Source organism: Streptomyces sp. NPDC002265 (assembly GCF_040296125.1).
Classification (GTDB): domain Bacteria; phylum Actinomycetota; class Actinomycetes; order Streptomycetales; family Streptomycetaceae; genus Streptomyces.
This window is the reverse complement of the sequence record NZ_JBEOWS010000125.1, coordinates 1-24,513: the sequence shown is the minus strand read 5'-3', so window position 1 is coordinate 24,513 and position 24,513 is coordinate 1. Positions and strand designations below refer to the sequence as shown.

Below are 24,513 nucleotides of genomic sequence, written 5' to 3'. Positions count from 1 at the left end.
GAACAGGTGGCCGACCCGGCCAACGACGCCATCCAGATCGGCTCGGCCTACGTAGACAACGACTCCGCCGCCGCGGAGAGATGACCGCGGGCGTCACGGAGCTGGTCCGCGGTGACGCCGTGGTCGCGGGCCGCGTCCCGGATGTCGTCCCGGAAGCGGTCGAGCAGCCGGTCCAGATCGCGGGCCGGATCGCCGGTGAGGTCCTCGTGGGCCCAGGCCGGTTCGTAGCCGGCCGGGAAGTCCTCCGGTGTACGGCCGTACTCCGGTCCGGGCGCCGCCTTCTCGGAGCCGGCACCCCCGCCGCCCCCACCGGTACGGCCGAAGCCGAGGTCCCTGCCGAATTCCTTACCGAATTCTTTCCCGAAATCGCCGAACTCCTTGGCGAGTTCGGTCAGGCCCTCCCGCAGGCCCGTGGGCCAGTCGCCCCGCTCGAAGTGGTCCTGCACCTGCTCCTGGACCCGCCGGGAGATGCGCTGCAACTCCTCCTGCGCCTGGCTCCTGGCCCTGTCCTGCGCCTCCTTCGCCTGGCGCCGGGCCCGCTGGGCCTCCTCGCGGGCCCGGCGGCTCTCGTCCTTGGCGCGGCGGGCCTGCTCCTTCCACTCCTGCTTGGCGCGGCGCATCTCCTCCTTGGCGGCCCGCCACGCCTCCTTGTCCCCGAAGTCCCCGAAGTCGCCGTGGTCGCCGCCGGTCCGGTGCTCCCCGGATACCGAGCCGCCCCGCCGGGCCTCCGAGGCCGCCGCCCGCATCTCACGGCGCAGATCACCGGCGGCGCCACGCACATCGGCGCGGATCTCGGCGGCCAGTTCCGCGACCGACTCCCGGATCTCCAGTTCCAGATCGGCCAGTTCGCCGCTGCGGTCGGCCAGTTCGGCGCGGCCGGCGTCCGTGATGGCGTACACCTTGCGGCCGCCCTCGGTGGTGTGCGTGACCAGGCCCTCCGCCTCCAGCTTCGCCAGCCGGGGGTAGACCGTGCCCGCCGACGGGGCGTACAGACCCTGGAAGCGCTCCTCGAGGAGGCGGATCACCTCGTAGCCGTGGCGCGGGGCCTCGTCCAGCAGCTTCAGCAGATAGAGGCGCAGACGGCCATGGGCGAAGACGGGAGGCATGTCAGAGCACCTTCTTGTCGATCGAGCCGTCGGTCGTGCCGTCCGCGGGGGCACCGGTCGGGCCGTCGGCCGGGCGGGGGTCCTCGTCCGGACCGCCGGGCGAAGGTGTCGCCTCCGTCCGCCCCTCCCACGGTTCGTCCTCCGCGGGGGGTCGGCGCAGCAGGGCGATGGACCCGGAGACCGTCGTCGCCTTCAGCCGGCCGCTGCCCGCGCCGAGCCGTCCGGTGATCCGCTTGGCGCCCCACTGGCCGCTGACCCGGAGGTCCTCGAAGGCGTTGGAGACGGTGCCGCTCGCGGTGTTCGCCTCCACCTGCGCGTCCGCCGGGTGCGGCAGCCGGATGGCGATCTCACCGGAGACGCTGGTCAGGCTGATCTCCGCGGGGCTGTTCTTCGAGTCGACGTCGACGATCATCGAGCCGCTCACGGAGTCGGCCTTCACACAGGACCCGGCGGCCTCGACCACGGTCAGGTCGCCCGAGACGGAGTGGAAGCGGAGATCCCCGCTGAGGGCCTGGGCCTCCACGTTCCCCGAGACGGTGTCCGCGCGGACCGGGCCCGCCAGTCCCACCAGCGTGGTGTCGCCGCTGACCCCCTTCACCTCGGCGTCCCCGTCGATGCCGGAGACCATGGCCGTGGCTCCGACGACACCGACCTCGACACGGGTGCGGGCGGGCACCGCCAGGGAGACGACGGCACTGCGCCGCCAGCCCTTGTGGTCGAGCCACTTCAGGAAGCCCTTCCACGGCAGGTCCTCGTACGCCACCGTCAGGGTGCCGTTGCGCTGGGTGACGATCAGGGGCGGGCCCTCGACCTCGGACACCTCGAGCCGGGCGGAACCTTCGTCCGTGCCCACGACGTTCACTGTTCCGTTGACGATGCGCACGTGCAGTTCGCTCACCGGCTCGTCGAAGGTGAGCTTCCTCGGCTCTGCGACGGACCACTCGGACATGGTGCGGACCTCCAGGACGGCAAGAACGCGCCATATCGCGTCTCCTTCAATCACGATATATCGCGGCCGTCGAATGTCAAGGCACCCGTTCTGGCGATCACCGATCACACAGAGCTGACGCGTGGACATAGCGTGTGAACATGCCGACGGAAGACTTCGGGCCGCGTGCCCGGCCGGGCCGCCCCGCCCAGGGAGCCCTGCTGCTCTGCCGGGCGGACCCCGGCTCCGTCGCCCCCACCGCCCGTCCGATGCGCGACCGTGTCCTGCTCACGTCGGCCGGTGCGACGTGGAGCGTCCTCGTGCCCGAGGGCAGGCCGTGGCGGCAGGAGGGCGAACCGGTCGACCGCGTCGCCACCGGCTGGGCGACCGCTCTGGCCGTCGGTGCGCCCTGGCCCGTACTGGCGTTGTGGTGGGACGCCGACCGGGCCGGCTACACCCTCGCGTCCGGTTACCGCCGTCCCGTCGGCTACGTCTGGCTCACGGACGGCACCCCGGCCGGCGAGGAGGAGGCCATGCGCACCTTCGCGGCCCGCCTGGACCTCGACCCGGTCGCCGACCTGCCGTTCCTGGAAGCCCTGACCTGCTCAGGCCCCGGCCCCGGCTTCGGTCCCGGTCCCGGTCCCGGCTTCGGTCCCGGTCCCGGCCCCGGCTTCGGGGGCGACGCCCGTGCCCGGCTGGGAGGCCTGCTGGCGGTTCTCGCCCGGGCGGGGGTCGCCCTGCCGCCGGGCCTCACTCCCGGTGAGTCCGCCGGCCGTCTTCGGGAGGCGGCCCGGTCCTGCCCCGGCACACAGGAGATCCAGGAGCCCGGCCGGCCGGACACTCCTCGCCCGGCGGCCACCGTCACAGAACCCGGGCCGAGGGTGCCCGGTACCGCCGGGAGCGGGGACGGGCGCGGTCTTCCGGGCCCCTTGCTCCCCTACGCGGGGACCCCCGGAGCCCAGGTCCTCGCCCTCGCCCAGGTGGCGGCGGGCCTCCCGCTCACCGCCTGGGGACTGCGGCGCCGCAACGGCGGCTGGGTCACCTCGGGCACGCTGCTCCTGGCCCACGGGGCGCTGGGGCTGCTGTACGACCTGGGCAGGCCACGCGACTGACGGCCGGCGGCCGCAGGACAGGGGCGCCGGTCCGGCACCCCCGGCGGAACGGGCCGCCGCCTCACCGGGACGGCAGCGGGAGAAGCCTCACGGCACCCGGATGCAGCCGCACGGCAGCGGGAGGAAGCCGTACGGCAGAGAACAGGAGTCGCTCGGCGGCCGGAGAAGCCTCACGGCACCCGAAAACGGCCGTCCGGCAGCGGGCGGAAACCGTAGGGCGGAGACAGAAGTCGCTCGGCGACTGGAGAAGCCTCACGGCACCCGAAAACAGCCGCACGGCAGCGGGCCAAGGCCGTACGGCAGCCGAACGATCCGTCCGGCAGCGGCAGAAGCCCTACGGACGCCTACTCGTCCTCGTCCTCGTCGTCCAGCCGGGCCAGCCACGTCGCCAGACGCTCCACCGGCACCTCGAAGTCCGGGTTGAGGTCGACGAACGTACGCAGCTGCTCGGCGAGCCACTCGAAGGTGACCTCCTCCTCGCCCCGGCGCTTCTCGAGCTCCTCGATGCCGCGGTCGGTGAAGTACACGAATGCTCCGCAAAGAACTGGGCGTCAACGACCCCTCCAGGCTATCCCGCCCGCTGGGGGAACGAACGCGGCCCCGTCCCTGGCCACGAGGGCCGGGGACGGGGCCGCGGGACGACCGGATGCGCGGGGCCTAGGCCTCGAACACCTCACGGACCAGCTGCTCCTGCTCCGCCTGGTGCCGCTTCGCCGAGCCCACCGCCGGGGACGACGAGTGCGGACGCGAGATACGGCGCAGACGCTCGCCGTGCGGCACGTCCGCGCCGACGGCCAGGTCCAGGTGGTCGATCAGGTTCAGGGCGATGAACGGCCAGGCACCCTGGTTGGCCGGCTCCTCCTGGGCCCAGAGGTACTTCTCCGCGTTCGGGTACTTGGCGATCTCGGCCTGGAGCTCGGCACCCGGCAGCGGGTACAGGCGCTCCAGCCGGATGATCGCCGTCTCGGCGGCCGCGGGGTCCGAGGCGCCACGCTTCTGACGCTCGGCCTCCAGGTCGTAGTAGACCTTGCCGGCGCAGAAGACGACCTTCTTCACCGCGGCCGGGTCGGCCTTCGCGTCGCCGATGACCGGGCGGAACTGGCCGCTCGTGAACTCCTCCGCCTTCGAGGCCGCGGCCTTCAGGCGCAGCATCGACTTCGGGGTGAAGACGATCAGCGGCTTGTGGTGCGGGTTGTGCACCTGCCACCGCAGGAGGTGGAAGTAGTTCGACGGGAGCGTGGGCATCGCGACCGTCATGTTGTTCTGCGCGCACAGCTGGAGGAAACGCTCCGGGCGGGCGGACGAGTGGTCCGGGCCCTGGCCCTCGTAGCCGTGCGGGAGGAGCAGGGTGACGCCGGAGGTCTGGCCCCACTTCTGCTCCGACGCGGAGATGTACTCGTCGACGACCGTCTGCGCGCCGTTGACGAAGTCGCCGAACTGCGCCTCCCACATCACGAGCGCGTCGGGGCGGGCCAGCGAGTAGCCGTACTCGAAGCCCATCGCCGCGTACTCGGACAGCAGGGAGTTGTAGACGTTCAGGCGGGCCTGGTCCTCGGACAGGTACAGCAGCGGCGTGAAGTCCTCGCCCGTCTGACGGTCGATGATCACCGCGTGACGCTGGCCGAACGTACCGCGCTGCGAGTCCTGGCCGGCCAGGCGCACCGGGACGCCCTCCAGCAGGAGGGAGCCGAAGGCGAGGGTCTCGCCCATGCCCCAGTCGATGGTGCCGTCCTCGACCATGGCCGCCCGGCGCTGGAGCTGCGGCAGCAGGCGCGGGTGGACGGTGACGTGGTCGGGGATGTTGACCTGGGACTCGGCGATCCGCTTGACCGTCTCCGCGGACACCGCCGTGTTCACCGCGACCGGGAACTCGGCCTGCGGGTCGGACGGGGCGGTGGCGGTCGGCTGCGCGGTGGCCTCGCGGACCTCCGTGAAGACCTTCTCCAGCTGGCCCTGGTAGTCCTGGAGCGCCTGCTCGGCCTCTTCCAGGGTGATGTCGCCGCGACCGATGAGGGACTCGGTGTAGAGCTTGCGCACCGAGCGCTTCTTGTCGATCAGGTCGTACATCAGCGGCTGGGTGAAGGCCGGGTTGTCCGACTCGTTGTGACCGCGGCGGCGGTAGCACAGGAGGTCGATCACCACGTCCTTGTTGAACGCCTGGCGGAACTCGAAGGCCAGCCGCGCGACGCGGACCACGGCCTCCGGGTCGTCGCCGTTCACGTGGAAGATCGGGGCCTCGATCATGCGGGCCACGTCCGTCGCGTACATGGAGGAACGCGAGGACTCGGGGGCCGCGGTGAAGCCGACCTGGTTGTTGATGACGATGTGGACCGTGCCACCGGTGCGGTAGCCCCGCAGCTGCGACATGTTCAGGGTCTCGGCCACCACGCCCTGACCCGCGAAGGCCGCGTCGCCGTGGATCGCCACCGGCAGCACCGTGAAGTCCGTGCCGCCCTTGTTGATGACGTCCTGCTTGGCGCGGGCGATGCCCTCGATGATCGGGTCGACCGTCTCCAGGTGGGACGGGTTCGCGGCCAGCGAGACCTTGATCTGCTCGCCGTCCAGGCCGGTGAAGGTGCCCTCGGCGCCCAGGTGGTACTTCACGTCGCCGGAGCCGTGCATCGACTTCGGGTCGAGGTTGCCCTCGAACTCGCGGAAGATCTGCGCGTACGACTTGCCGACGATGTTGGCGAGGACGTTCAGGCGGCCGCGGTGGGCCATGCCGATGACGACCTCGTCGAGGCGCGACTCGGCCGCGGAGTCGATCACCGCGTCGAGCAGCGGGATGACGGACTCGCCGCCCTCCAGGGAGAAGCGCTTCTGGCCGACGTACTTCGTCTGGAGGAAGGTCTCGAAAGCCTCCGCCGCGTTCAGCCGGCGCAGGATGCGCAGCTGCTCCTCGCGCTCCACGCGGGCGTGGGGGCGCTCGACGCGGTCCTGGATCCACTTGCGCTGCTTGGGGTCCTGGATGTGCATGAACTCGATGCCGGTGGTGCGGCAGTACGAGTCGCGCAGCACGCCGAGGATGTCGCGCAGCTTCATCAGGGACTTGCCCGAGAAGCCGCCGACGGCGAACTCGCGCTCCAGGTCCCACAGGGTGAGCCCGTGCTCGGTGATGTCCAGGTCGGGGTGCTTGCGCTGGCGGTACTCCAGCGGGTCGGTGTCGGCCATGACGTGGCCGCGGACCCGGTAGGAGTGGATCAGCTCGAAGACCCGGGCGGCCTTGGTGACGTCGTCGTCGTGGCTGGCGTCGATGTCCTTGAGCCAGCGGACCGGCTCGTAGGGGATGCGCAGCGAGGCGAAGATGCCGTCGTAGAAGCCCTGCTCGCCGAGGAGGAAGTTCGCGACGATCCGGAGGAACTCGCCGGAGGCCGCGCCCTGGATCACCCGGTGGTCGTAGGTCGACGTGAGCGTCATGACCTTCGAGATGCCGAGCTTGTTCAGGGTGTCCTGGGAGGTGCCCTGGAACTCCGCGGGGTAGTCCATGGAGCCGACGCCCATGATGACCGACTGGCCGGGCATCAGACGCGGGACCGAGTGGACGGTGCCGAGGCCGCCGGGGTTGGTCAGGGAGACCGTGACACCGGTGAAGTCGTCCATCGTCAGCTTGCCGTCGCGGGCGCGGCGGACGATGTCCTCGTAGGCCTGCCAGAACTCGAAGAAGTTCAGCGTCTCGGCCTTCTTGATGCCGGCGACGACGAGCTGGCGGTCGCCGTTCGGCTTCACCAGGTCGATGGCGAGACCGAAGTTGACGTGCGCGGGCTTGACGAGGGTGGGCTTCCCGTCCTTCTCCGCGTAGTGCCAGTTCATCGACGGCATGGCCTTGATGGCCTGCACCATCGCGAAGCCGATCAGGTGCGTGAAGGAGATCTTCCCGCCCCGGGCGCGCTTGAGGTGGTTGTTGATGACGATGCGGTTGTCGAACAGCAGCTTCACCGGGACCGCGCGCACGGACGTGGCCGTGGGCAGCTCCAGGGAGGCGTTCATGTTCTTGGCGACCGCGGCGGAGGGACCGCGCAGCGTCACGAACTCGGGACCCTCCGGGGCCTCGGCGGCCGGAGCGGCCTTCGCCTTGGCGGCCGGGGCCGCGGCGGCGGGCTTCGCCGGAGCGGCCGCGGGCGCCGGAGCGGCGGCGGCGGGCTTCGCGGGAGCCTGGGCCGGCGCGGGCACGGCCGGGGCCGCCGGAGCGGCGGCGGGCGCGGCCTGGGCCGGGGCGGCGGGTGCCGGGGCGGCAGCGCCTGCGGCCCCCGCGGCCGCAGTGCTCGCCGGCGCCGGGGAGGTAGCCGTCCCCGGCTTGTAGTCGGCGAAGAAGTCCCACCAGGCGCGGTCTACCGAATTCGGGTCCTGGAGGTACTGCTGATAGATCTCGTCGACGAGCCACTCGTTGGGGCCGAACGCGGCAGCGGGGTTCTTGCCCGCTTGGTCTGCGTCGGTCGAGAGGCTCGATGCGTTACTGGGGGACTGTGGCGACACGGCGGCAACCGCCCTCTTCCGCTTCACAAGGTGATGGACAGCGGAAATAAAGGCTACGCCCCCCTGGCCGGGAAGGTCAGGCCAGGCCGGTTCAACGTCGTGTAAGTCACATCAGAAAGTGTGTTTCGGCCCTGGAAATGGCGGGAAACACATGTGGTTCCGCTACGTGGGTGATGCGTCAGGGTTCGTCGAAGGAGGCCTCGCACGCCGTTGACGTGGGCCTGTGCCTGATCACACGTGTCCGTCAGCGCGGACGCCCGTGGATCTTGTGGCTCCGGTTCGCACTTTACGTCAACTTGGCACAGATGACAGTCCCGGGAGAGTGACGATGATCCTGCACCCCCGGTCGGATTCGGCCACGCCGATGCGGCCGCCGTGCAGATCCACCGCCCACCGGGCGATCGCCAGCCCCAGTCCCGTACCGCCGTCGCTGCCCGGACCGTGCGGCCGGCGGACGGCTCCCCGGTTGAACCGCTCGAAGACGCGGTGCCACTCCGAGCGGGGGATGCCGGGCCCCTCGTCCAGGACCTCCAGCTCCAGCGACTCCGGCAGCGCCCCGCGCCGCGCCCGGACCGTCACCCGGCCGTGCGGCGGGCTGTGCTTGACCGCGTTGTCGATGAGGTTGGCCACGACCTGGTGGATGCGCTCGGGGTCCGCGTGCGCGGTCAGCTCCGGCGGGGACACGTCCAGGTGGAGATGGACGTCCGTGCGGGTGTGGCTGCCGGAGCCCGAGGCCATGCTCGCGCGCGCGGAGGCGACCATGTTGGCCTCCTTCAGCACCCCGGACAGATACGGCCAGACCTCGAAGCGCCGCTGGCGCAGCGGTACGACCCCGTTGTCGAGCCGGGACAGGTCCAGCAGTGTCTCCACCAGCCGCCCGAGCCGCTCGGTCTGCTTCAGGGCGGTGCGCATCGTCTCGGTGTCCGCCACCGAGATGCCGTCCACGACGTTCTCCAGCACCGCGCGCAGCCCCGCGATGGGCGTCCGCAGCTCGTGCGAGACGTTGGCCACCAGCTCCTTGCGCTGCAGGTCCTGCGCTTCCAGCTCGTCGGCCATGACGTTGATCGTCTGCGCCAGGTGGCCGAGCTCGTCCCGGCGTTTCTCGCTCACCCGGCGGGTGTAGTCGCCGTGCGAGATGGACCGGGCGACCGTGTTCATCTCGTCCAGCGGCGCGGTGAGCGAGTGCGCCACGAACTGCGTGATGAGCAGTGTGGCGATCATCGAGAAGACCGTGATGAAGCGCAGCTCGGTCTTGGTGTGCACCGCGATCATCGACAGCCCGGTCGTGATCAGCACCGATATGACTACCAGCGCACCCAGCTTGGTCTTGATCGAGAACGGGCGTACGCCGCCCCAGGGCTCGCCCCCGGGGCTCTTCCGTGCGGCCGACCGCCCGTCGCTCATGGCGTCGGGGTCTCCAGCGCGTAGCCCACACCGTGCACGGTGCGGATCCGCTCGGCGCCGATCTTCCGGCGCAGCGCCTTGATGTGACTGTCGACCGTACGCGTGCCGGAGGCGTCCGCCCAGTCCCACACCTCCGCCAGCAGCTGCTCACGGGAGAGCACCGCGCGCGGGGTGTTCGCCAGGCACACCAGCAGGTCGAACTCGGTGGGCGTCAGATGGACGTCCTCGCTGCGCACCCGCACCCGGCGCTGCGCGTGGTCGATCTCCAGCTCGCCGAGGCGCAGTATGCCGCTGCGCGGTGTCGAGGCGGCCACGACGGCCCGCTCGACCCGGCGCAGCAGCACATGCACCCGCGCGGCCAGTTCCCGCATCGAGAACGGCTTGGTCATGTAGTCGTCGGCGCCCACGCCGAGCCCGACCAGCATGTCGGTCTCGTCGTCACGCGCGGTCAGCATCAGCACCGGCACCGGCCGCTGGGCCTGCACACGACGGCAGACCTCCAGACCGTCGAAACCGGGCAGCATGATGTCGAGGATCAGCAGGTCGGGCTGCCATGCCTCGGCGGTGTCGACGGCCGCCGGCCCGTCGCCCGCGGTTTGCACCAGGAATCCCTCGGCGCGAAGTCGGGCCGCGATGGCGTCCACGATCGTCGAGTCGTCCTCGACCACCAGGACCCGCCGCTGGGCGCCCTGAGTCGCCGTGGCCGTCCCGTTGTGGGAGGTGTGTGTCTGCTCCATCGCCCGCCCCTGAGTGTGCTCTCCGGAATCAGTGGGGTGATTCCTCGGTCTGCGCCTGCTTGCGATTGACGCTTGAATGATCCGCGTCAGGGATGCAGCGTACGGGGAGTCACCGCGGCTTTGCTATCCAGGTCGGACGGCGAGGTGGACGACGTCCGGAACACCCCGGGCAACTGGTACCTCTTCGGTACGTACTTGAGTGAACCCCGAATTTCGCAAGGTTTCCTCGAATTCGGCGGACGGCTGAGCCGACCACACCGCCAGCACTCCGCCGGATCTCAGAGCGCTCGCACAACTCGCCAGCCCGGCCGGGCCGTAGAGCCCCTGGTTGCCCTCGGTGACGGTCCAGTCCGGCCCGTTGTCGATGTCGAGACACAGTGCGTCGAATGTGTCGAATGCCTCATCGATGTAGTCGAGCAGATCCGCCTGGACGATCTCCGTGCGCGGGTCCGCGAGCGCCTCGCGGGTGGTTTCGGACAGGGGGCCCGAAAGGTGCCAGTCGATGACGGCGGGCTCGCGCTCCACGACGGTGATCCGGCCCCAGCGCGGGTTCGCCGCGGCGTGCGCGAGCGAGAAACCGACCCCCAGACCGCCGACCAGCACGGCCGGCCGGTCGTGACCGCGGGTGACGGACAGCCTGCGCAAGCCGTCGAGCGCGGCGAGCGCCGCGTCCACGAGCAGCCGCTCCGAGCGGCCGTCCGAGGTGTCCATCAGGAAGCAGCCGTTGGCGATGATCTGCAACAGCCCGCCCTGGCGGCGCAGTACGACCTCGCCGTACGGGCCCTCGCGGCGGTCCAGGACTTCGGGAGTGTCGTATGACGTGGGCATCGGCCCATCCTGGCACTTTGCTGACGGATCGTTGACGGATTTGCTCCGGCGCAGGGGCACACCCGCGTGGAGTCATCTCGGTACGCGGGCGCCGCCACCGGGTACCGCTCCTGTGCCGTACCGCGTCGTGCCGGACGCGGGGGCTGTATTGGAGGTTGCTGTGAATCGGCGTGTGCGTGGCGCCGGTCATAGACAGTGACCCCGTGGTGCGCGAAGGGTGGGGGCGAACCGGAAGGAGCGCCTCACCGTGGAACGGACTGCGACCGCCGCCTCCCCGGCGGATCCGGACGACTTCCTCGCGAACGCCCCGGATGCGGATGCCGCGGCTCCGGGCCCGGCGCTCGCGGACACCGACACCTCCGCCCTGCTGGGCGGGATGCCCAGACAGTGGATCCCGGCCGTGGCGACCACGTCGGAGACCCCGTACGCGGCGGCGCCCGGGGCGGTGCCTGAAGCGCGCCCGGCGGCGGGTCCGGCCAGGGGTCCGGCGGGTTCGGCGTCAGGTCCGGCCAGGGGTCCGGCGTCCGGGCCGGCCGCGGGGGCGCGGCCGTGGCTGCGCCTGCGTCCCTGGCGGCTGCTCCCCACTCCCGCCGGAACGCCGTTCGCCTTCGCCTTCACGGCCGTGCTGGCCGTCACCTCAATGATCACGTCCTACGCCGATCCCGCCCTGGTGCACACCCTCCACCAGGGCTCCAGCACCGACGTGGCGCACCTTGTGCGCACCCCCGTACTGGTCCTGCTGGCCAGCGCGCTGTGGATCGCGGGCGGGGTTCTGTCCGTCTACGCGATCTGCTGTCTGCTCGTCCTCACCGCCCTGGAGCGGCGGATAGGAGGACTGCGCACGGCCGGTGTCTTCCTGCTCGGGCACGTCACGGCGACCCTCGCGACCGAGGTTCCGGTGGGACTGGCCGTCCTGGCCGGCCGTCTCCCCGCCAGTTCCCTGCACCGCCTCGACTACGGCATCAGCTTCGGGGTCGCCGCCGGTGTCGGCGCCCTGACGGGTCTGCTCGCCCCGTGGCTGGGCCGGCCGTTGCTCGTGGTGTTCGCCGCGATGCTGGTGCGCGACCTGATCGGGTTCGCGGACCCGATGACGAACTGGGGGCATCTGATGTCCCTGGCGGTCGGCTGCGCCACCTGGCCGGTGACGCGCCGCTGGCACCGCGGCCGCGCCGCCACCGTGGCGGCGCGGTGACCTCCCGCCGCCCCGCCTGTCGCGGTGGCCGCACGTAAGGACCTTCCTGTCGCGGTGGCCGCACGCAAGGGCCCGCCTGTCGCGGTGGCCGCACACAAGGGCCTGCCTGCCGCGGTGACCGCACGCAAGGACCTGCCTACTGAGGTGACCAGACGTAAGGAGTCGTCGTGGTCACCGCCCGGAAGCCGAGCCGGCGCAGGATGGGCTCGCTGTCGTCGGAGGCGTCCACGTGCAGATGGGGGACGCCCCGGGCGGCGGCGAGCTCGGCGCGGGCGGCCAGCAGGGCGCGGTAGATCCCCCGGCCGCGCCACTCGGGCAGCGTCGAGCCGCCCGCCAGCGAGGCGAAGTCGCTGCCGGGGCGGAAGGTCAGCCAGGCCGCGCAGACCACCTCGCCCCGCGCCTCGGCGACCAGGACGGCGATCTCCTCCGGAGCGCGGGCCACGCGCCCGGTCAGGTCGTCGGCGATCGAGCTCAGGTCCAGGCCCCAGACCGCCGTCTCCAGGGCCGCCACCCGGCGCAGGTCGGCGTCCGCGGTGACCTGGCGCACGGTGACGCCGTCCGGTGCGGCGGGTGATTCCGCCGCCAGCCGCGCCACGGATCCGATGAGGACCGTCTCCCGCGCCTCGGGCTCGAAGCCCGCCGCGCGCAGCCGGTCCGTGAGATCGGCCGGGCTGTCGTGCCCCCGGACCTTCCACTCCACCGCCTGTCCGCGGGCCGCGAAGAAGTCCCGCTGCCGTGCGATCAGCTCGTCGACCTCGCGCCCGCGCAGGCCGCCCAGATCGCGCGGTCCGCTGACGAAGCCGCGGAAGCCCAGGTCGAGGCGGAGCAGTGGGCCGTCGTACTCGTACGCGACTCCGGGCGGCGGGGCACAGCGCAACTGGGCGTCGTAGGCGTCGAGCAGGCTCTGGGTTTCCGTCATGGGGAAGAACGTACGGCCGGGGGACCGGGCACGGGCAACACCTTTTCGCGGGGCGTGCGGAGCGGGGGTGGAGCGGGGGAGCGGAAGGCGGGCGGAACCGCGGGAGGAGGGGAGGCGGGGAAGAGGGGGGAAGCGGGGAGGTGAGGGCGGAAGCAGACGGGGTCCGGCGGTGTTGTGCCGGGTGTCACCCGTTGCGGCGGAGTCGATCGCTCAGAGCGAACACCCGGTGGGGAACATTCGGAGGCTCAGGTGCATTGAGTCGGCATAGCTCAACTTGCATGCCGAAGGGGAGATCATGGCTTCGACGTCCACACCGCTCACTCTGCCTGTGCTGCCGCTCGACGACGAGGTCGTGCTGCCCGGAATGGTGGTGCCGCTCGATCTGAACGACGCCGACGTGCGGGCCGCGGTGGAGGCCGCCCAGGCCGCCGCGCGCTCGGAGCCCGGCAAGCCCAGGGTGCTGCTGGTGCCCCGGATCGACGGGGCGTACGCGGGCACCGGTGTGCTCGGCACCGTCGAGCAGGTGGGCCGGCTGGCCGACGGCGACCCGGGCGCGCTGATCCGCGGCCGCGGCCGCGTGCGCATCGGCGCCGGCACCACCGGACCGGGCGCGGCCCTGTGGGTCGAGGCGACCCGCATCGACGAGAGCGTGCCCGAGCCGCTGCCCGGCCACGTCACCGAACTCGTCAAGGAGTACAAGGCCCTGGCGACCGCCTGGCTGCGCAAGCGCGGCGCCTGGCAGGTCGTGGACCGGGTGCAGGCCATCGAGGACGTCTCCGCGCTCGCCGACAACTCCGGCTACTCGCCGTTCCTGACCACCGACCAGAAGGTGGAGCTGCTGGAGACCACCGACCCGGTGGCCCGGCTGAAGCTCGCGACCCAGCAGCTGCGCGACCACCTCGCCGAGCAGGACGTGGCCGAGACGATCGCGAAGGACGTCCAGGAGGGCGTCGACAAGCAGCAGCGCGAGTTCCTGCTGCGGCGCCAGCTGGAGGCCGTGCGCAAGGAACTGCGCGAGCTGAACGGCGAGAAGGAGGGCGAGGAGTCCGACGACTACCGCGCCCGGGTCGAGGCCGCCGACCTGCCCGAGAAGGTCCGCGAGGCGGCCCTGAAGGAGGTCGACAAGCTGGAGCGCTCCAGCGACCAGTCGCCCGAGGGTTCCTGGATCCGCACCTGGCTCGACACCGTCCTCGAACTGCCCTGGAACGAGCGGACCGAGGACGCCTACGACATCCAGGGCGCCAAGGCGGTCCTGGACGCCGAGCACGCCGGGCTGGACGACGTGAAGGAGCGGATCACCGAGTACCTGGCGGTGCGCAAGCGCCGTACGGACCGCGGCCTGGGTGTCATCGGCGGCCGGCGCGGCGGTGCCGTGCTCGCCCTGGTGGGCCCGCCGGGTGTCGGAAAGACCAGTCTGGGCGAATCGGTCGCCCATGCCATGGGCCGCAAGTTCGTCCGGGTCGCCCTCGGCGGCGTCCGCGACGAGGCCGAGATCCGTGGCCACCGGCGTACGTACGTCGGCGCGCTGCCCGGCCGGATCGTGCGGGCGGTCAAGGAGGCCGGGTCCATGAACCCGGTGGTCCTGCTGGACGAGATCGACAAGGTGGGCTCCGACTTCCGCGGCGACCCGGCCGCGGCCCTGCTCGAAGTCCTCGACCCGGCCCAGAACCACACCTTCCGCGACCACTACCTGGAGGTCGAACTCGACCTCTCCGACGTGGTGTTCCTGGCCACCGCCAACGTGCTCGAAGCCATCCCGGAGGCGCTGCTGGACCGGATGGAGCTGGTCCGCCTGGACGGCTACACCGAGGACGAGAAGGTCGTCATCGCCCGGGACCACCTGCTGCCGCGCCAGCTGGAGCGGGCCGGACTCGGCGCCGACGAGGTGACCCTGGACGAGAGCGCGCTGCGCAAGCTCGCCGGCGAGTACACCCGTGAGGCGGGCGTACGCACCCTGGAGCGGTCCCTGGCCCGGCTGCTGCGCAAGGTCGCGGCCCAGCACGAACTGGGCGAGCGGGAGCTTCCGTTCACCGTCACCGACGCCGACCTGCGCGCGCTGATCGGGCGGCCGCACCATGTGCCGGAGTCCGCGCAGGACCCGGCCGAGCGCCGCACGGCCGTCCCCGGTGTCGCCACCGGGCTCGCGGTCACCGGCGCGGGCGGCGACGTCCTCTTCGTCGAGGCGTCGCTGGCCGACCCGGAGACGGGCGCGGCGGGCCTGACCCTCACCGGTCAGCTGGGCGACGTGATGAAGGAGTCGGCGCAGATCGCGCTGAGCTTCCTGCGCTCGCACGGCGCCGAGCTGGAACTGCCCGTCGCCGATCTGAAGGACCGGGGTGTGCACATCCACTTCCCGGCGGGCGCGGTCCCCAAGGACGGCCCGAGCGCAGGCATCACGATGACGACGGCCCTCGCGTCGCTGCTGTCGGGCCGGCTGGTCCGTACGGACGTGGCGATGACCGGCGAGGTCTCGCTGACCGGGCGGGTGCTGCCGATCGGCGGGGTGAAGCAGAAGCTGCTCGCCGCGCACCGGGCGGGGGTCACCACGGTGATCATCCCCAAGCGCAACGAGCCCGACCTGGACGACGTCCCGGCGGAGGTGCTGGACAAGCTCGACGTGCACGCCGTCACCGACGTCCGCCAGGTCCTGGAGCTGGCGCTCGCGCCGGCCACGAACAGCGCGTCGCCGGAGGTGCCGGTGGCGGCCTGACCCCGGTGCCGGTCGGCGGGCACCGGACGGGGAAGGCCCGGGTCACCGTGACGGTGACCCGGGCCTTCGCCCTGTGCGGGTGCGGGGGTGGGGGTGGGCGCGTGCCGCGGGTCAGCCGTTGGCGAGCGCGACCACCCGGTCCAGGGCTCCGTTGAACTTGTCGTGGTCGCCGACCGTCGGGCCGGACGACGTGTACTGCCACATCGTGTAGTACGACCAGCCGGCGGGCAGCGTCCCCGCGTCCGAGGCGTACCGGGCGATCCACAGCGGGTCGGCCGAGGCGAAGCCGCCGTAGTTGCCGGTGCACTGGGTCCACCAGCTGGTGGCCGTGTAGATCACGGCGTCCCGGCCGGTGCGGGCCTTGTAGGTGTTCAGGAAGTCCGCGATCCAGCTCACCATCGCGCTGGTCGTCTTGCCGTAGCAGGCGGCGCCGTAGGGGTTCCACTCGATGTCGAGGGCGCCCGGCAGCGTCCTGCCGTCCTTGGACCAGCCGCCGCCGTGGTCGACGAAGTAGTCGGCCTGGGCGGCGCCGCTGGTGGTGTCGGGGGTGGCGAAGTGGTACGCGCCCCGGATCATGCCGACGTTGTAGGAGCCGTTGTACTGCTGGGCGAAGTACGGGTTCGTGTAGTACGTGCCTTCCGTGGCCTTGGTGTACGCCCACTTGACCCCGCTGCTCCACAGGGTCGACCAGGCGACGTTGCCCTGGTAGCCGGAGACGTCCACGCCCTCCGTCTGGGTGGCGAGGCCGGGCGCGGGGGAGCCGTGCGCGCCGTCGTGGCCGAGGACGCCGATGCCCATGTAGGCGGAGCCGCGGGCCGGGACGCCGGCCGCCTGCGCGGAGGCGGGGACGGCGAGGGAGAAGGCTGCGAGCAGGAGCGCGACGGCGGCGGTGGCGGCGCGCGGGGGGATGGAGCCGGGTCTGTGCACGGGCATGACGTGCCTCCGAGGCTTGGCGGTGCGGGGGGAGGAGCCGGATCACCCACAGTTGTGGCGTGGGCATGCCATGCGTTGCCTGACGAAGACGCTACGCACGTAGAAGAGGTACTGGAAGGGGGTCTGGGTGACGCCGTTGGTCTACGCCTGCGAAATACTGATGGAGCTGCGGCGATGACGGATTCTGGCGATAACTTTCAGGAACGGGAAACCGGATCAGGGGTGCTGACGTGCACGAGCACGGAAACGGCAACGCGCGTCGAGATGACGCGCAGCCGTCGCGAATTGGTGTGGACCAGGAATTCCTGTCCCTGGAGCGCGAGTTGACGGTGCTGTTCCGGCGCGCCAGGGCCAACCAGGGCGAGATGGCCCGTGAGGTCCACCCGGACCTCGAACCCGCCGCGTACGGACTCCTCGTACGACTGGAGGAGTGCGGCCGGCTGCGCGCCACGGAGCTCGCCGGCTACATCGGCGTGGGCAAGGCCACCATGTCCCGTCAGCTGCGTGCCCTGGAGGAACTCGGCCTGGTCGCCCGCGAACCCGACCCGGCGGACGGCCGTGCCTGGCTGGTGGACCTCACCCCGGAGGGCCGCAGCAGGGTGGGCAAGGTGCGAGAGGCCCGCCGGGCGCGGTACGTGAACCAGCTCGCGCACTGGGACCGCGGCGAGGTCGCCGAACTGGCCCGGCTGCTCCAGCAGCTGAACCGGGGCATGGAGCGCTGACGGCCGCCGTGCCCCGCCCGGGGGCGCGCGGGCCCCGCCCCACCGAGCGCCCGCCCCGGCGCTCCACCCTGTGACGGTCTGGCGCTCCACTCTGTGACGGTCTAGAACTCCACGTACACGACCGTCGCGTCGTCGTGCGTCTTGCTGCGGCCCAGGAAGCGGCGGTCGACGTCCGCGTTCTCCAGCGTCCGCACCCGGTCCACCAGGGCCCCCGGCCCCTCCTTCCGTACGAGGGCGAGACAGTCCGCCCAGTCGCCCTCCCGGAATTTCTCCACCCAGCGCGTCGCGCCGTCCGTCAGCGCGGCCAGCGCCCCGACCTGGGCGCGGGGCACGCTGCCGGTCACGGCGCGGGCGGCCACGGACGGATCGGCCGCCGCGGTGAAGAAGCCGCCCTCCTTGTTGCGGACGGTCGCGTCCACCACGGCGTCGGTGGCCAGGGAGGCCCGCGGCAGCCGGGCGATGCGGTCGTCCAGGACCGGGGTGACCGTCCCGTCGGGGGCCCGGAGCAGCAGCGCCGAGTCGGAGAGCACCAGGTACGCGACCGCCTCCGGCGACCAGCGGGCGAGGACCACGGTTGCCTGCGGCGTACGCGGGTGAGAAAGGTCACAGGTGTCCGCGTGGGCCGCGGCGGTACGGGCGATGGCGCGGGCGAGAATCCCGGTCAGCGGGACATCGGTGAGGGAAATGATCATTTCGGTCAGGGCGCCCCCGAGACGTGCCGTGTACCAGGGGACCGAATGCAGACAGCCCGTCGCGCTCCGTGGTGGTGTCACGCCGTCCAGGGCGACGAGTGCGCCACCTTGCCCGGATGCGGGTAGTCCGATGCTCGCGAAGTCCTCGTTGGGGCGGTCGGGTTGACCGGGCGCCGAGACAAGTTCCGTACGCATTCGGCCAGTCTGCACCACCTCTTCACAACTTGCGCGAAAGGGGGGCATCGGCCGCCGGATCGGCGCACCGGCGCAGGTCAGCCGTCTGGTTTGCGGCGGAATGGCACGTTCCGGGAAGGTGCGGCGGCGAATACTGTCAAAGCCCGCCGCCCACGTCCAACCGGCCCACCGGGCACCGCTGTCGCGGGTGCCGGGGGAACTTGCCCACCAACTCCCCTCCGATGTTCACTCCTTCGGGTGGCGGGTCAGGTGATGCCGGACCGCTGCCCTCCGGCACTGGGAGGGTCGGGAGCCGATTGAGGAGTGCCCCCCCGACTCGGGTGAAGCCGAGAATGCGGGGGAGGTTGTACGAGCCGATTGACGGAACGTCATCCGGACCCATGGGTACACGAGTCAGGAATGCGAGCACCGGTGCAGAAGACGCGGCCTCGGCGCGCAGACAAGAAGTCGGCCTCCGAAGGGGGCGCGCAGAGCTCCTCCGTCGGCAAGGGCCGTCCCACCCACGTACGCAACCGGCTGATCGTCGCGGTGGCCGTCGTGGCCGCGGCCATAGCCGCCGCCGGAGCCCCGTCGGTGCTGGCCGCCTCGGGGCGGCTCAAGGACTCCCAGGATCTGGTGACGCTGGCCGGCCAGACCCAGGACGCCCTGGTGCTGGCCCACTCGCTCGCCGACGAACGGGACGAGATCACCTCCTACGTCGCGGCCGGGCGGCCCAAGTCCAAGGCGCCCGCCGAGGACCGCAGCGCCCGGGTCGACCGGCTGCTGGAGGAACTGCGCGCCGATCCGGACGTGCCCGCCTCGCTGCGCGCGGACCTCGACGATGTCGCGGCCGTACGCAGAGCGGCGCTCACCGGCAAGAGCAGCGCTCTCGAAACGCATGGCGCGTACTCCGCCGCCATCACCGAACTCCACCGTCTCGCCGAGCGCCTCGCCGACCGGATGCCCACCCGCGCGGGCTCCGGCGCCCACGCCCTCGCCGAGCTCGACTCCGCCGTACAGCAGGCCGCGGCCGCCCGCGGGCTGCTCCTGGCCGCGCTGAACGTGCCGACCAGCACCGAGTCGGTCTACAACCCCACCACCGGCCTGACGGACACGGTCCCGGTCTCCTCGGGCGCCGACACCAAGCAGCGCGACGCCCTCACCGCCGCCGCCCAGCAGGCCCGGGTGCGCTCCGACGCGGCCCTCGCCGACTTCCACGAGACCGCGCCGAAGGCCACCGTCGACACCTACGACTCGACGGTCACCGGCCCCGAGGTCGACAGCGCCGACAAGTACCTCGCCCGCCTCACCGACCGGCCGGAACTGTCCGACAGCGAGCTCAACACCAGCGTCAAGAAGCTCGACGCGGCGCTCACCGCCCGGATCGAGCTGATGCGCGGCGCGGAGTCCTCGCTCTACGACCACCGCACCAAGGACCTGGGCCTGCTGCGCGACGACGACGTCACCGCGCTGGAGATCCGCGTCGCCGCGCTCGGCGTGCTGATGCTGGTCGCCGTCGGTATCGCCACCGGCATGGCACGCTCCCTGACCAGGCCGCTGTCCGTGCTGCGCCGCGGCTCGGCCCGGCTGGCGGGGGCGGCCGACCCGGCCGCCGAGGAACCCGTCAGGTTCACCGGCCGCAACGACGAGTTCGCCCAGGTCGTGCGGTCCGTCAACGCCCTGCACGCGCACGCGGTCGCCCTCCAGGAGCGCATCACCACCCTGGAGACCGACCGCAAGCACCTCGTCGGCCAGCGCCAGAAGATGGCCGACGCCCGCGAGGAACTGCGCTCCGAGCTCACCGGCTCCGCCGCCCAGCTGGAGCGGCTGCGCACCAGCATCGGCGGCTCCTTCGTCAACCTCGCGCTGCGCACCCTCGGCCTCGTCGAGCGGCAGCTGGCCGTCATCGAGGGCCTGGAGGAGCGCGAGCAGGACCCCGACCGGCTGGCCACCCTCTTCAAGCTCGACCACTTCGCCACGGTCATGCGCCGGCACAGCGAGAACCTCCTGGTGCTGGCCGGCACCGAACACGTCCAGCAGCACGCCGGACCCGTCCCGCTCGTCGACGTCGTACGGGCCGCGGTCAGCGAGATCGAACGCTACGAGCGCGTCCGCATCGCCGCGGTGCCGCCGAACGCGCACGTCGCCGGCTTCGCGGCCGACGACCTCTCGCACCTGCTGGCCGAACTCATGGAGAACGCCACCTCGTTCTCCCCGCCGGACGTGCCCGTGGAGGTCTCCGCCTGGCTCCTGGAGAACGGCGAGGTCATGCTCTCCGTCCAGGACGAGGGCATCGGCACCACCGAGGAGCGGCTGACCCGCCTCAACGCCCGGCTCGCCGACTTCGACCCGGCGTCCCCCTACGAGCAGGAGGGCGCGGACGGTCTCGGGCTCGGCCTGTACGTCGTGGCCCGGCTGGCCCACCGGCACAACGTCCGCGTGCAGCTGCGGGAGCAGAAGCAGGGCGGCATCGCGGCCGTGGTGGCGCTCCCGCAGACCCTGTTCGCCGCGGCCCCGCCGGCCGCCGTCCCGTCGGCCGGGTCATCGGCCGGCGGTGCGCAGGGCTACGCGCTGCCGGGCGCCGACGCGGAGGCCAACTCCAACGTCCTGCGCGGCCGTTCGGCCGGACGCGACCCGCTGGTGACCCTGGCGGAGCAGGCGGTACGAGCCTCCACGGACGACGAGACGGACGTACCGGAGACGGACGTACCGCAGGCCGAAGCACCGCAGGCCGAAGTACCGCAGACCGAAACGCCGCCGGCGGACGTACCGACGCCGGTCGCACCCATCACGGACGTCGACCCGGCCGCCGACACCGACGTACCGGAGTCGTCCGTACCGGAGACGGCCGTACCGGAGACGTCCGTACCGGAGGCCGACGCGTCGCCCGCTCCGGCAGAGGAGCCCGCACCGGCTCCCGCGCGGGCGCAGGTTCCCGCGCAGGTGCGACCCGGCATCCCTGCCGAGTCCCCCGCCGAGACCACGATGGAGCTGTTCATCCCGGCTCCCGCGGCCGAGCCGGAGCCGGCACCGGCACCCGAGCGGCCCGCGCCCGCCGCGCCCGCCGTCCCGGCGGCGCCCGCCGCGGGCCCGGCCGCCGACCCCTACGCCATCGGCCCCGACAGCCACCAGCGCACCCCGGACGAGACCGAGGAGCCTGTCACCAGCAAGGGGCTGCCCAAGCGCACCCCGAAGATCACCGCGCCCGTCTCGGGACCGAGGCAGCGCAGCGGATCCGTCGACGCCGAGGCGCTGCGTCGCCGCCTCGGTGGCTTCCGCCGGGGGGCGGAGGCAGGCCACCGCGAGGTGGCGGCGGAGATCGCGGAGCAGACCGGCCGGAACGAGGTCCCGACCGCGGCGGCCGCGCAACCCGCGGAACCGGCGGCGCCTGCCCGACCAGCAGCACCGGCCGCAGCAGCGACACCAGCGACACCCGAACGGAACGCAGTTGGCGATGACGCCACGGGGGGCACAGTCGAGGAGGCACGCAGTTGACCGCGACCAGTACCTTCGGCCTGAGCAGTGAGGCCCGGAACCTGCACTGGCTGCTGACGAACCTCGTGGAGGAGGTGCCAGGCATCCAGTCGGTCGCGGTGGTCTCCTCCGACGGCCTGCTGTTGCTGTCCTCCGACCCCGGCCGCAACGCCGAGGCCCGCGAGGCCTTCGACGACAGGCCCAAGGGGCCACGCGGCTCCTCCGCCGACCTCGCCACCATCGTCTCCGGCATCGGCAGCCTCACCATCGGCGCCGCCAAGCTGATGGACTTCGGCACGGTCAAGCACTCCATGATCGCCATGGAGGAGGGCAGCCTGTTCGTGATGTCGATCAGCGACGGCTCGCTGCTCGGCGTCCACGGAGCCGCGGAGTGCGACATGAGCGTGGTGGCGTACCACATGGCGCTCTTCGTCGGCCGGGCCGGACACGTCCTGACCCCCGAACTCCGCAGCGAGCTGCGGAAATCCCTGGAGAGCGAGCCGACGGGGAGTGGCCGATGAGCACCGCGCCCCGTAACTCCAGGCCGCATCTCCCGGTCCGCGGCGGCGACCGCAAGGTCGCCCGCGTACGCCCCTACTCGCTGACCGGCGGCCGTACCCGCTTCGGCCATGTCCTCCTCGTCGAGACGTTCGTGGCGAGCACCGCCGCGATCGAGGCTCCGCAGGAGCGCAAGGAACTGACGAGCGGCACCCCGCACGCGCTGAGCCTCGGGGCGGGCCCCCTCAGCGCCCGGGTCATGCCGGAGATGCTGGCCATCGTCGAACTGTGCCGCCGGATGCGTACGGTGGCCGAGATCGCCGCGCTGCTGAGCATGCCGCTCGGTGTGGTCCGGGTCCTACTGAGCGACCTCGCGGACCAGGGAAAGATCCGTGTGTACGGAACCGGAACCGGTCACGGCGTCGGCCGGCCTGACCGCGCTCTGCTGGAAAGGGTGCTGAGTGGACTCCGTCGTCTCTGACGCCGCCGCCTCGGGCGTCACCTCGTTCGCCGAGCCCGACGAACCGTCGCAGCCCTGGCAGACGGACCGGACCCGCGCCCCGATCGCGACGAAGATCGTGATCGCGGGCGGGTTCGGGGTCGGCAAGACCACGCTGGTCACCGCCGTCTCGGAGATCACGCCCCTCCAGACGGAGGCGCTGATGACCGAGGCGAGCGAGGAGACCGACGACCTCACCGGCACGCCCGGCAAGCTGACCACCACCGTGGCCATGGACTTCGGCCGCATCACGCTCGACGACGACCTGGTGCTCTACCTGTTCGGCACGCCGGGCCAGCAGCGGTTCTGGTTCATGTGGGACGACCTGGTGCGGGGCGCGATCGGCGCGGTCGTCCTGGCCGACACCCGTCGCCTGAAGGACTGCTTCCCGGCGCTGGACTACTTCGAGAGCTGCGGGCTGCCGTACGTCGTCGCGGTCAACCACTTCGACGACACGGAGAGCTTTGAACCGGAGGACGTCCGGGAGGCGTTGACGGTCCCCGAGCACATCCCCGTGCTGATCATGGACGCGCGCGGCCGGGTGTCGGTGATCGAGACCCTGCTGGCGCTGGTGGGCCACGCACTCCAAGAGACCCCCGAGTAGCCCCGAGCGGTCCGGACGGTCCCGGACCGGTCCCGAGCAGTTCTTCGCGGCCCGACGGCCGGCCCCCGACGGTCCGGCAGTCCGGCCGCTGTGCGCAGTATCGAACGGCACCGGCACCGGTTCCGTGCGTCCCGAGTCCTGAGCAGTCGTGATAGAGGAGCCACCACTCGCATGCGGAAGATACTCGTCGTCGGAGCCGGTCAGTCCGGTCTCCAGCTCGCCCTCGGACTCCAGTCGCACGGGTACGAGGTCACCCTGATGTCCAACCGGACCGCGGACGAGATCCGTTCCGGCCGGGTCATGTCCACCCAGTGCATGTTCCACACGGCACTGCAGCACGAGCGCGACCTCCAGCTGAACTTCTGGGAGTCGCAGGCCCCGAAGATCGAGGGCCTCGGCGTCTCGGTCGCGGCCCCCGGCTCGTTCGACCCGGGCCCCTCGCAGCGGGCGATCGACTGGGTGGGCAAGCTGGACGGCTACGCCCAGTCGGTCGACCAGCGGGTGAAGATGGCCGGCTGGATGGAGACGTTCGTCCAGCGCGGCGGCCAGCTGGTCATCCACGGCGTGGCGGTCGGCGACCTCGACTACTTCTCCCGCGCCTACGACCTCGTGCTCGTCTCGGCGGGCAAGGGCGAACTGGTCTCGATGTTCGGCCGGGACGCCTCCCGCTCCCCCTACAGCGCGCCGCAGCGCGCCCTCGCCGTCTCGTACGTCCACGGCCTGGGCCCGCGCCCGGAGCACCCGGAGTTCGACGCGGTCCGCTGCAACCTGGTCCCCGGCGTCGGCGAGCTGTTCGTCATGCCGACGCTGACCACCTCCGGCCGTGCGGACATCCTGTTCTGGGAGGGCATCCCCGGCGGCCCGCTCGACGCCTTCGCCGGCGTCAAGGACCCGGCCGAGCACCTCGCCCTGACCCTGGCGCTGATGGAGAAGTTCACGCCCTGGGAGTACGCGCGGGCCACCAAGGCCGAGCTCACCGACGCGGGCGGCACGCTCGCCGGCCGGTACGCCCCGACCGTCCGCAACCCCATCGGCCGCCTCCCCGGCGGCGGTCTGGTCCTGGGCGTGGCCGACGTGGTGGTCGCCAACGACCCGATCACCGGCCAGGGCTCCAACTCGGCGTCCAAGTGCGCGGCCGCCTACCTCGCCGCGATCCTCGAACACGAGGACAAGCCGTTCGACGAGACGTGGATGCAGTCGGCCTTCGACCGCTACTGGAACACCGCCCAGCACGTCACCAAGTGGACCAACGCGATGCTCGCCCCGCCGCCGGAGCACATCCTGAACCTCATCGGCGCCGCCGGCCAGCTCCAGCCGGTCGCCGACCGCTTCGCCAACGGCTTCGACGACCCGTCCGACTTCGAGAACTTCTTCTACGACCCGGAGAAGACGGGCGCCTACCTGGCCTCGGTCGCCGGAGCCTGACCGGCGGACGCACCGGCTGCGGGGGGCCCCCCGGGGGGGGGGGGGCCCCCCCAGGGGGGCCGGCCCCCCCCCGGGGGGGGCGC

At 71.9% G+C, this 24,513-nt stretch carries 19 protein-coding genes; 9 read left to right on the top strand and 10 right to left on the bottom strand.

The genetic code is table 11. The features are described 5' to 3' along the window. Nucleotides 1-47: 47 nt before the first annotated feature. The gene (locus tag ABT085_RS22210) at nucleotides 48-1,106 is read right to left on the bottom strand and encodes a PadR family transcriptional regulator (RefSeq protein WP_351610468.1); all 1,059 of its coding nucleotides are present in this window, start codon (nucleotides 1,104-1,106) and stop codon (nucleotides 48-50) included. A gap of 1 nt (nucleotide 1,107) precedes the next feature. After that, on the bottom strand, nucleotides 1,108-2,055 hold the full coding sequence (locus ABT085_RS22205; RefSeq protein WP_351610466.1) for a DUF4097 family beta strand repeat-containing protein: 948 nt from the start codon (nucleotides 2,053-2,055) through the stop codon (nucleotides 1,108-1,110). A gap of 140 nt (nucleotides 2,056-2,195) precedes the next feature. Between ABT085_RS22205 and ABT085_RS22200 the strand changes: the two genes are divergently transcribed. Beyond that, nucleotides 2,196-3,146 carry a hypothetical protein gene (locus ABT085_RS22200; protein ID WP_351610463.1) on the top strand — a complete coding sequence of 317 codons (951 nt, stop codon included), beginning with the start codon at nucleotides 2,196-2,198 and terminating at the stop codon, nucleotides 3,144-3,146. Nucleotides 3,147-3,490: 344 nt separating this feature from the next. Here ABT085_RS22200 and ABT085_RS22195 read toward each other — a convergent pair whose 3' ends face one another. From ABT085_RS22195 to ABT085_RS22175, 5 genes are all read right to left on the bottom strand, one after another. Then, the gene (locus ABT085_RS22195; protein WP_003961784.1) at nucleotides 3,491-3,673 is read right to left on the bottom strand and encodes a DUF6104 family protein; all 183 of its coding nucleotides are present in this window, start codon (nucleotides 3,671-3,673) and stop codon (nucleotides 3,491-3,493) included. A gap of 130 nt (nucleotides 3,674-3,803) precedes the next feature. Continuing rightward, entirely contained in the window at nucleotides 3,804-7,619 is a 3,816-nt protein-coding gene (locus ABT085_RS22190) for a multifunctional oxoglutarate decarboxylase/oxoglutarate dehydrogenase thiamine pyrophosphate-binding subunit/dihydrolipoyllysine-residue succinyltransferase subunit (protein ID WP_351610461.1), read from the bottom strand. A gap of 291 nt (nucleotides 7,620-7,910) precedes the next feature. Further along, nucleotides 7,911-9,023, bottom strand: coding sequence for a HAMP domain-containing sensor histidine kinase (locus tag ABT085_RS22185; protein ID WP_351610458.1), 1,113 nt, complete (start codon nucleotides 9,021-9,023; stop codon nucleotides 7,911-7,913). After that, entirely contained in the window at nucleotides 9,020-9,760 is a 741-nt protein-coding gene (locus ABT085_RS22180) for a response regulator transcription factor (protein WP_351610455.1), read from the bottom strand. The genes ABT085_RS22185 and ABT085_RS22180 overlap by 4 nt, the downstream gene beginning before the upstream one ends. 123 nt (nucleotides 9,761-9,883) lie before the next feature. Further along, nucleotides 9,884-10,588: a spermidine synthase family protein gene (locus ABT085_RS22175; RefSeq protein ID WP_351610446.1), complete on the bottom strand. Its 705-nt coding sequence runs from the start codon at nucleotides 10,586-10,588 to the stop codon at nucleotides 9,884-9,886. Nucleotides 10,589-10,835: 247 nt separating this feature from the next. On the opposite strand from ABT085_RS22175, the gene ABT085_RS22170 reads away from it, so the two are divergent. After that, nucleotides 10,836-11,780, top strand: a complete 945-nt coding sequence (locus ABT085_RS22170; RefSeq protein WP_351610443.1) for a rhomboid-like protein — start codon at nucleotides 10,836-10,838, stop codon at nucleotides 11,778-11,780. A 136-nt stretch (nucleotides 11,781-11,916) separates the two neighbouring features. Here ABT085_RS22170 and ABT085_RS22165 read toward each other — a convergent pair whose 3' ends face one another. Then, nucleotides 11,917-12,699: a GNAT family N-acetyltransferase gene (locus ABT085_RS22165; RefSeq protein WP_351610440.1), complete on the bottom strand. Its 783-nt coding sequence runs from the start codon at nucleotides 12,697-12,699 to the stop codon at nucleotides 11,917-11,919. A gap of 295 nt (nucleotides 12,700-12,994) precedes the next feature. Here ABT085_RS22165 and lon point away from each other — a divergent pair, with 295 nt between their 5' ends. Continuing rightward, the gene (gene lon, locus ABT085_RS22160) at nucleotides 12,995-15,409 is read left to right on the top strand and encodes an endopeptidase La (protein WP_351610438.1); all 2,415 of its coding nucleotides are present in this window, start codon (nucleotides 12,995-12,997) and stop codon (nucleotides 15,407-15,409) included. A gap of 111 nt (nucleotides 15,410-15,520) precedes the next feature. Here lon and ABT085_RS22155 read toward each other — a convergent pair whose 3' ends face one another. Then, nucleotides 15,521-16,342: a lysozyme gene (locus ABT085_RS22155; protein WP_351610436.1), complete on the bottom strand. Its 822-nt coding sequence runs from the start codon at nucleotides 16,340-16,342 to the stop codon at nucleotides 15,521-15,523. A 230-nt stretch (nucleotides 16,343-16,572) separates the two neighbouring features. Between ABT085_RS22155 and ABT085_RS22150 the strand changes: the two genes are divergently transcribed. Then, nucleotides 16,573-17,064 carry a MarR family winged helix-turn-helix transcriptional regulator gene (locus tag ABT085_RS22150; protein WP_351610433.1) on the top strand — a complete coding sequence of 164 codons (492 nt, stop codon included), beginning with the start codon at nucleotides 16,573-16,575 and terminating at the stop codon, nucleotides 17,062-17,064. 101 nt (nucleotides 17,065-17,165) lie between these two features. Here the strand turns inward: ABT085_RS22150 and ABT085_RS22145 are convergent, their stop codons facing one another. Continuing rightward, on the bottom strand, nucleotides 17,166-17,951 hold the full coding sequence (locus ABT085_RS22145) for a hypothetical protein (protein ID WP_351610430.1): 786 nt from the start codon (nucleotides 17,949-17,951) through the stop codon (nucleotides 17,166-17,168). Between the two features lie 411 nt (nucleotides 17,952-18,362). Between ABT085_RS22145 and ABT085_RS22140 the strand changes: the two genes are divergently transcribed. The 5 genes from ABT085_RS22140 to ABT085_RS22120 all read left to right on the top strand — a co-directional run bounded on the left by ABT085_RS22140 (nucleotide 18,363) and on the right by ABT085_RS22120 (nucleotide 24,430). Continuing rightward, nucleotides 18,363-21,425, top strand: coding sequence for a sensor histidine kinase (locus tag ABT085_RS22140; RefSeq protein WP_351610428.1), 3,063 nt, complete (start codon nucleotides 18,363-18,365; stop codon nucleotides 21,423-21,425). Continuing rightward, nucleotides 21,422-21,925 (top strand): roadblock/LC7 domain-containing protein, encoded by a 504-nt coding sequence (locus ABT085_RS22135; protein ID WP_351610426.1) that lies wholly within the window; start codon nucleotides 21,422-21,424, stop codon nucleotides 21,923-21,925. The genes ABT085_RS22140 and ABT085_RS22135 overlap by 4 nt, the downstream gene beginning before the upstream one ends. Then, nucleotides 21,922-22,383 (top strand): DUF742 domain-containing protein, encoded by a 462-nt coding sequence (locus tag ABT085_RS22130; protein WP_152893806.1) that lies wholly within the window; start codon nucleotides 21,922-21,924, stop codon nucleotides 22,381-22,383. Before ABT085_RS22135 ends, ABT085_RS22130 begins: the two co-directional genes overlap by 4 nt. After that, the gene (locus ABT085_RS22125) at nucleotides 22,364-23,005 is read left to right on the top strand and encodes a GTP-binding protein (protein WP_351610423.1); all 642 of its coding nucleotides are present in this window, start codon (nucleotides 22,364-22,366) and stop codon (nucleotides 23,003-23,005) included. The genes ABT085_RS22130 and ABT085_RS22125 overlap by 20 nt, the downstream gene beginning before the upstream one ends. Before the next feature lie 171 nt (nucleotides 23,006-23,176). Then, complete coding sequence (locus ABT085_RS22120; protein ID WP_351610421.1) at nucleotides 23,177-24,430, top strand: styrene monooxygenase/indole monooxygenase family protein; 1,254 nt, start codon at nucleotides 23,177-23,179, stop codon at nucleotides 24,428-24,430. Nucleotides 24,431-24,513 lie beyond the last annotated feature (83 nt).

Bases quoted from the DNA above. Each gene is read 5' to 3' on its own strand.
- ABT085_RS22175 (WP_351610446.1), bottom strand. From the start codon at position 10,588: ATGCCCACGTCATACGACACTCCCGAAGTCCTGGACCGCCGCGAGGGC.
- ABT085_RS22205 (WP_351610466.1), bottom strand. From the start codon at position 2,055: ATGTCCGAGTGGTCCGTCGCAGAGCCGAGGAAGCTCACCTTCGACGAG.
- ABT085_RS22210 (WP_351610468.1), bottom strand. From the start codon at position 1,106: ATGCCTCCCGTCTTCGCCCATGGCCGTCTGCGCCTCTATCTGCTGAAG.
- lon (WP_351610438.1), top strand. From the start codon at position 12,995: ATGGCTTCGACGTCCACACCGCTCACTCTGCCTGTGCTGCCGCTCGAC.
- ABT085_RS22200 (WP_351610463.1), top strand. From the start codon at position 2,196: ATGCCGACGGAAGACTTCGGGCCGCGTGCCCGGCCGGGCCGCCCCGCC.
- ABT085_RS22185 (WP_351610458.1), bottom strand. From the start codon at position 9,023: ATGAGCGACGGGCGGTCGGCCGCACGGAAGAGCCCCGGGGGCGAGCCC.
- ABT085_RS22145 (WP_351610430.1), bottom strand. From the start codon at position 17,951: ATGCGTACGGAACTTGTCTCGGCGCCCGGTCAACCCGACCGCCCCAAC.
- ABT085_RS22120 (WP_351610421.1), top strand. From the start codon at position 23,177: ATGCGGAAGATACTCGTCGTCGGAGCCGGTCAGTCCGGTCTCCAGCTC.
- ABT085_RS22130 (WP_152893806.1), top strand. From the start codon at position 21,922: ATGAGCACCGCGCCCCGTAACTCCAGGCCGCATCTCCCGGTCCGCGGC.
- ABT085_RS22165 (WP_351610440.1), bottom strand. From the start codon at position 12,699: ATGACGGAAACCCAGAGCCTGCTCGACGCCTACGACGCCCAGTTGCGC.
- ABT085_RS22180 (WP_351610455.1), bottom strand. From the start codon at position 9,760: ATGGAGCAGACACACACCTCCCACAACGGGACGGCCACGGCGACTCAG.
- ABT085_RS22155 (WP_351610436.1), bottom strand. From the start codon at position 16,342: ATGCCCGTGCACAGACCCGGCTCCATCCCCCCGCGCGCCGCCACCGCC.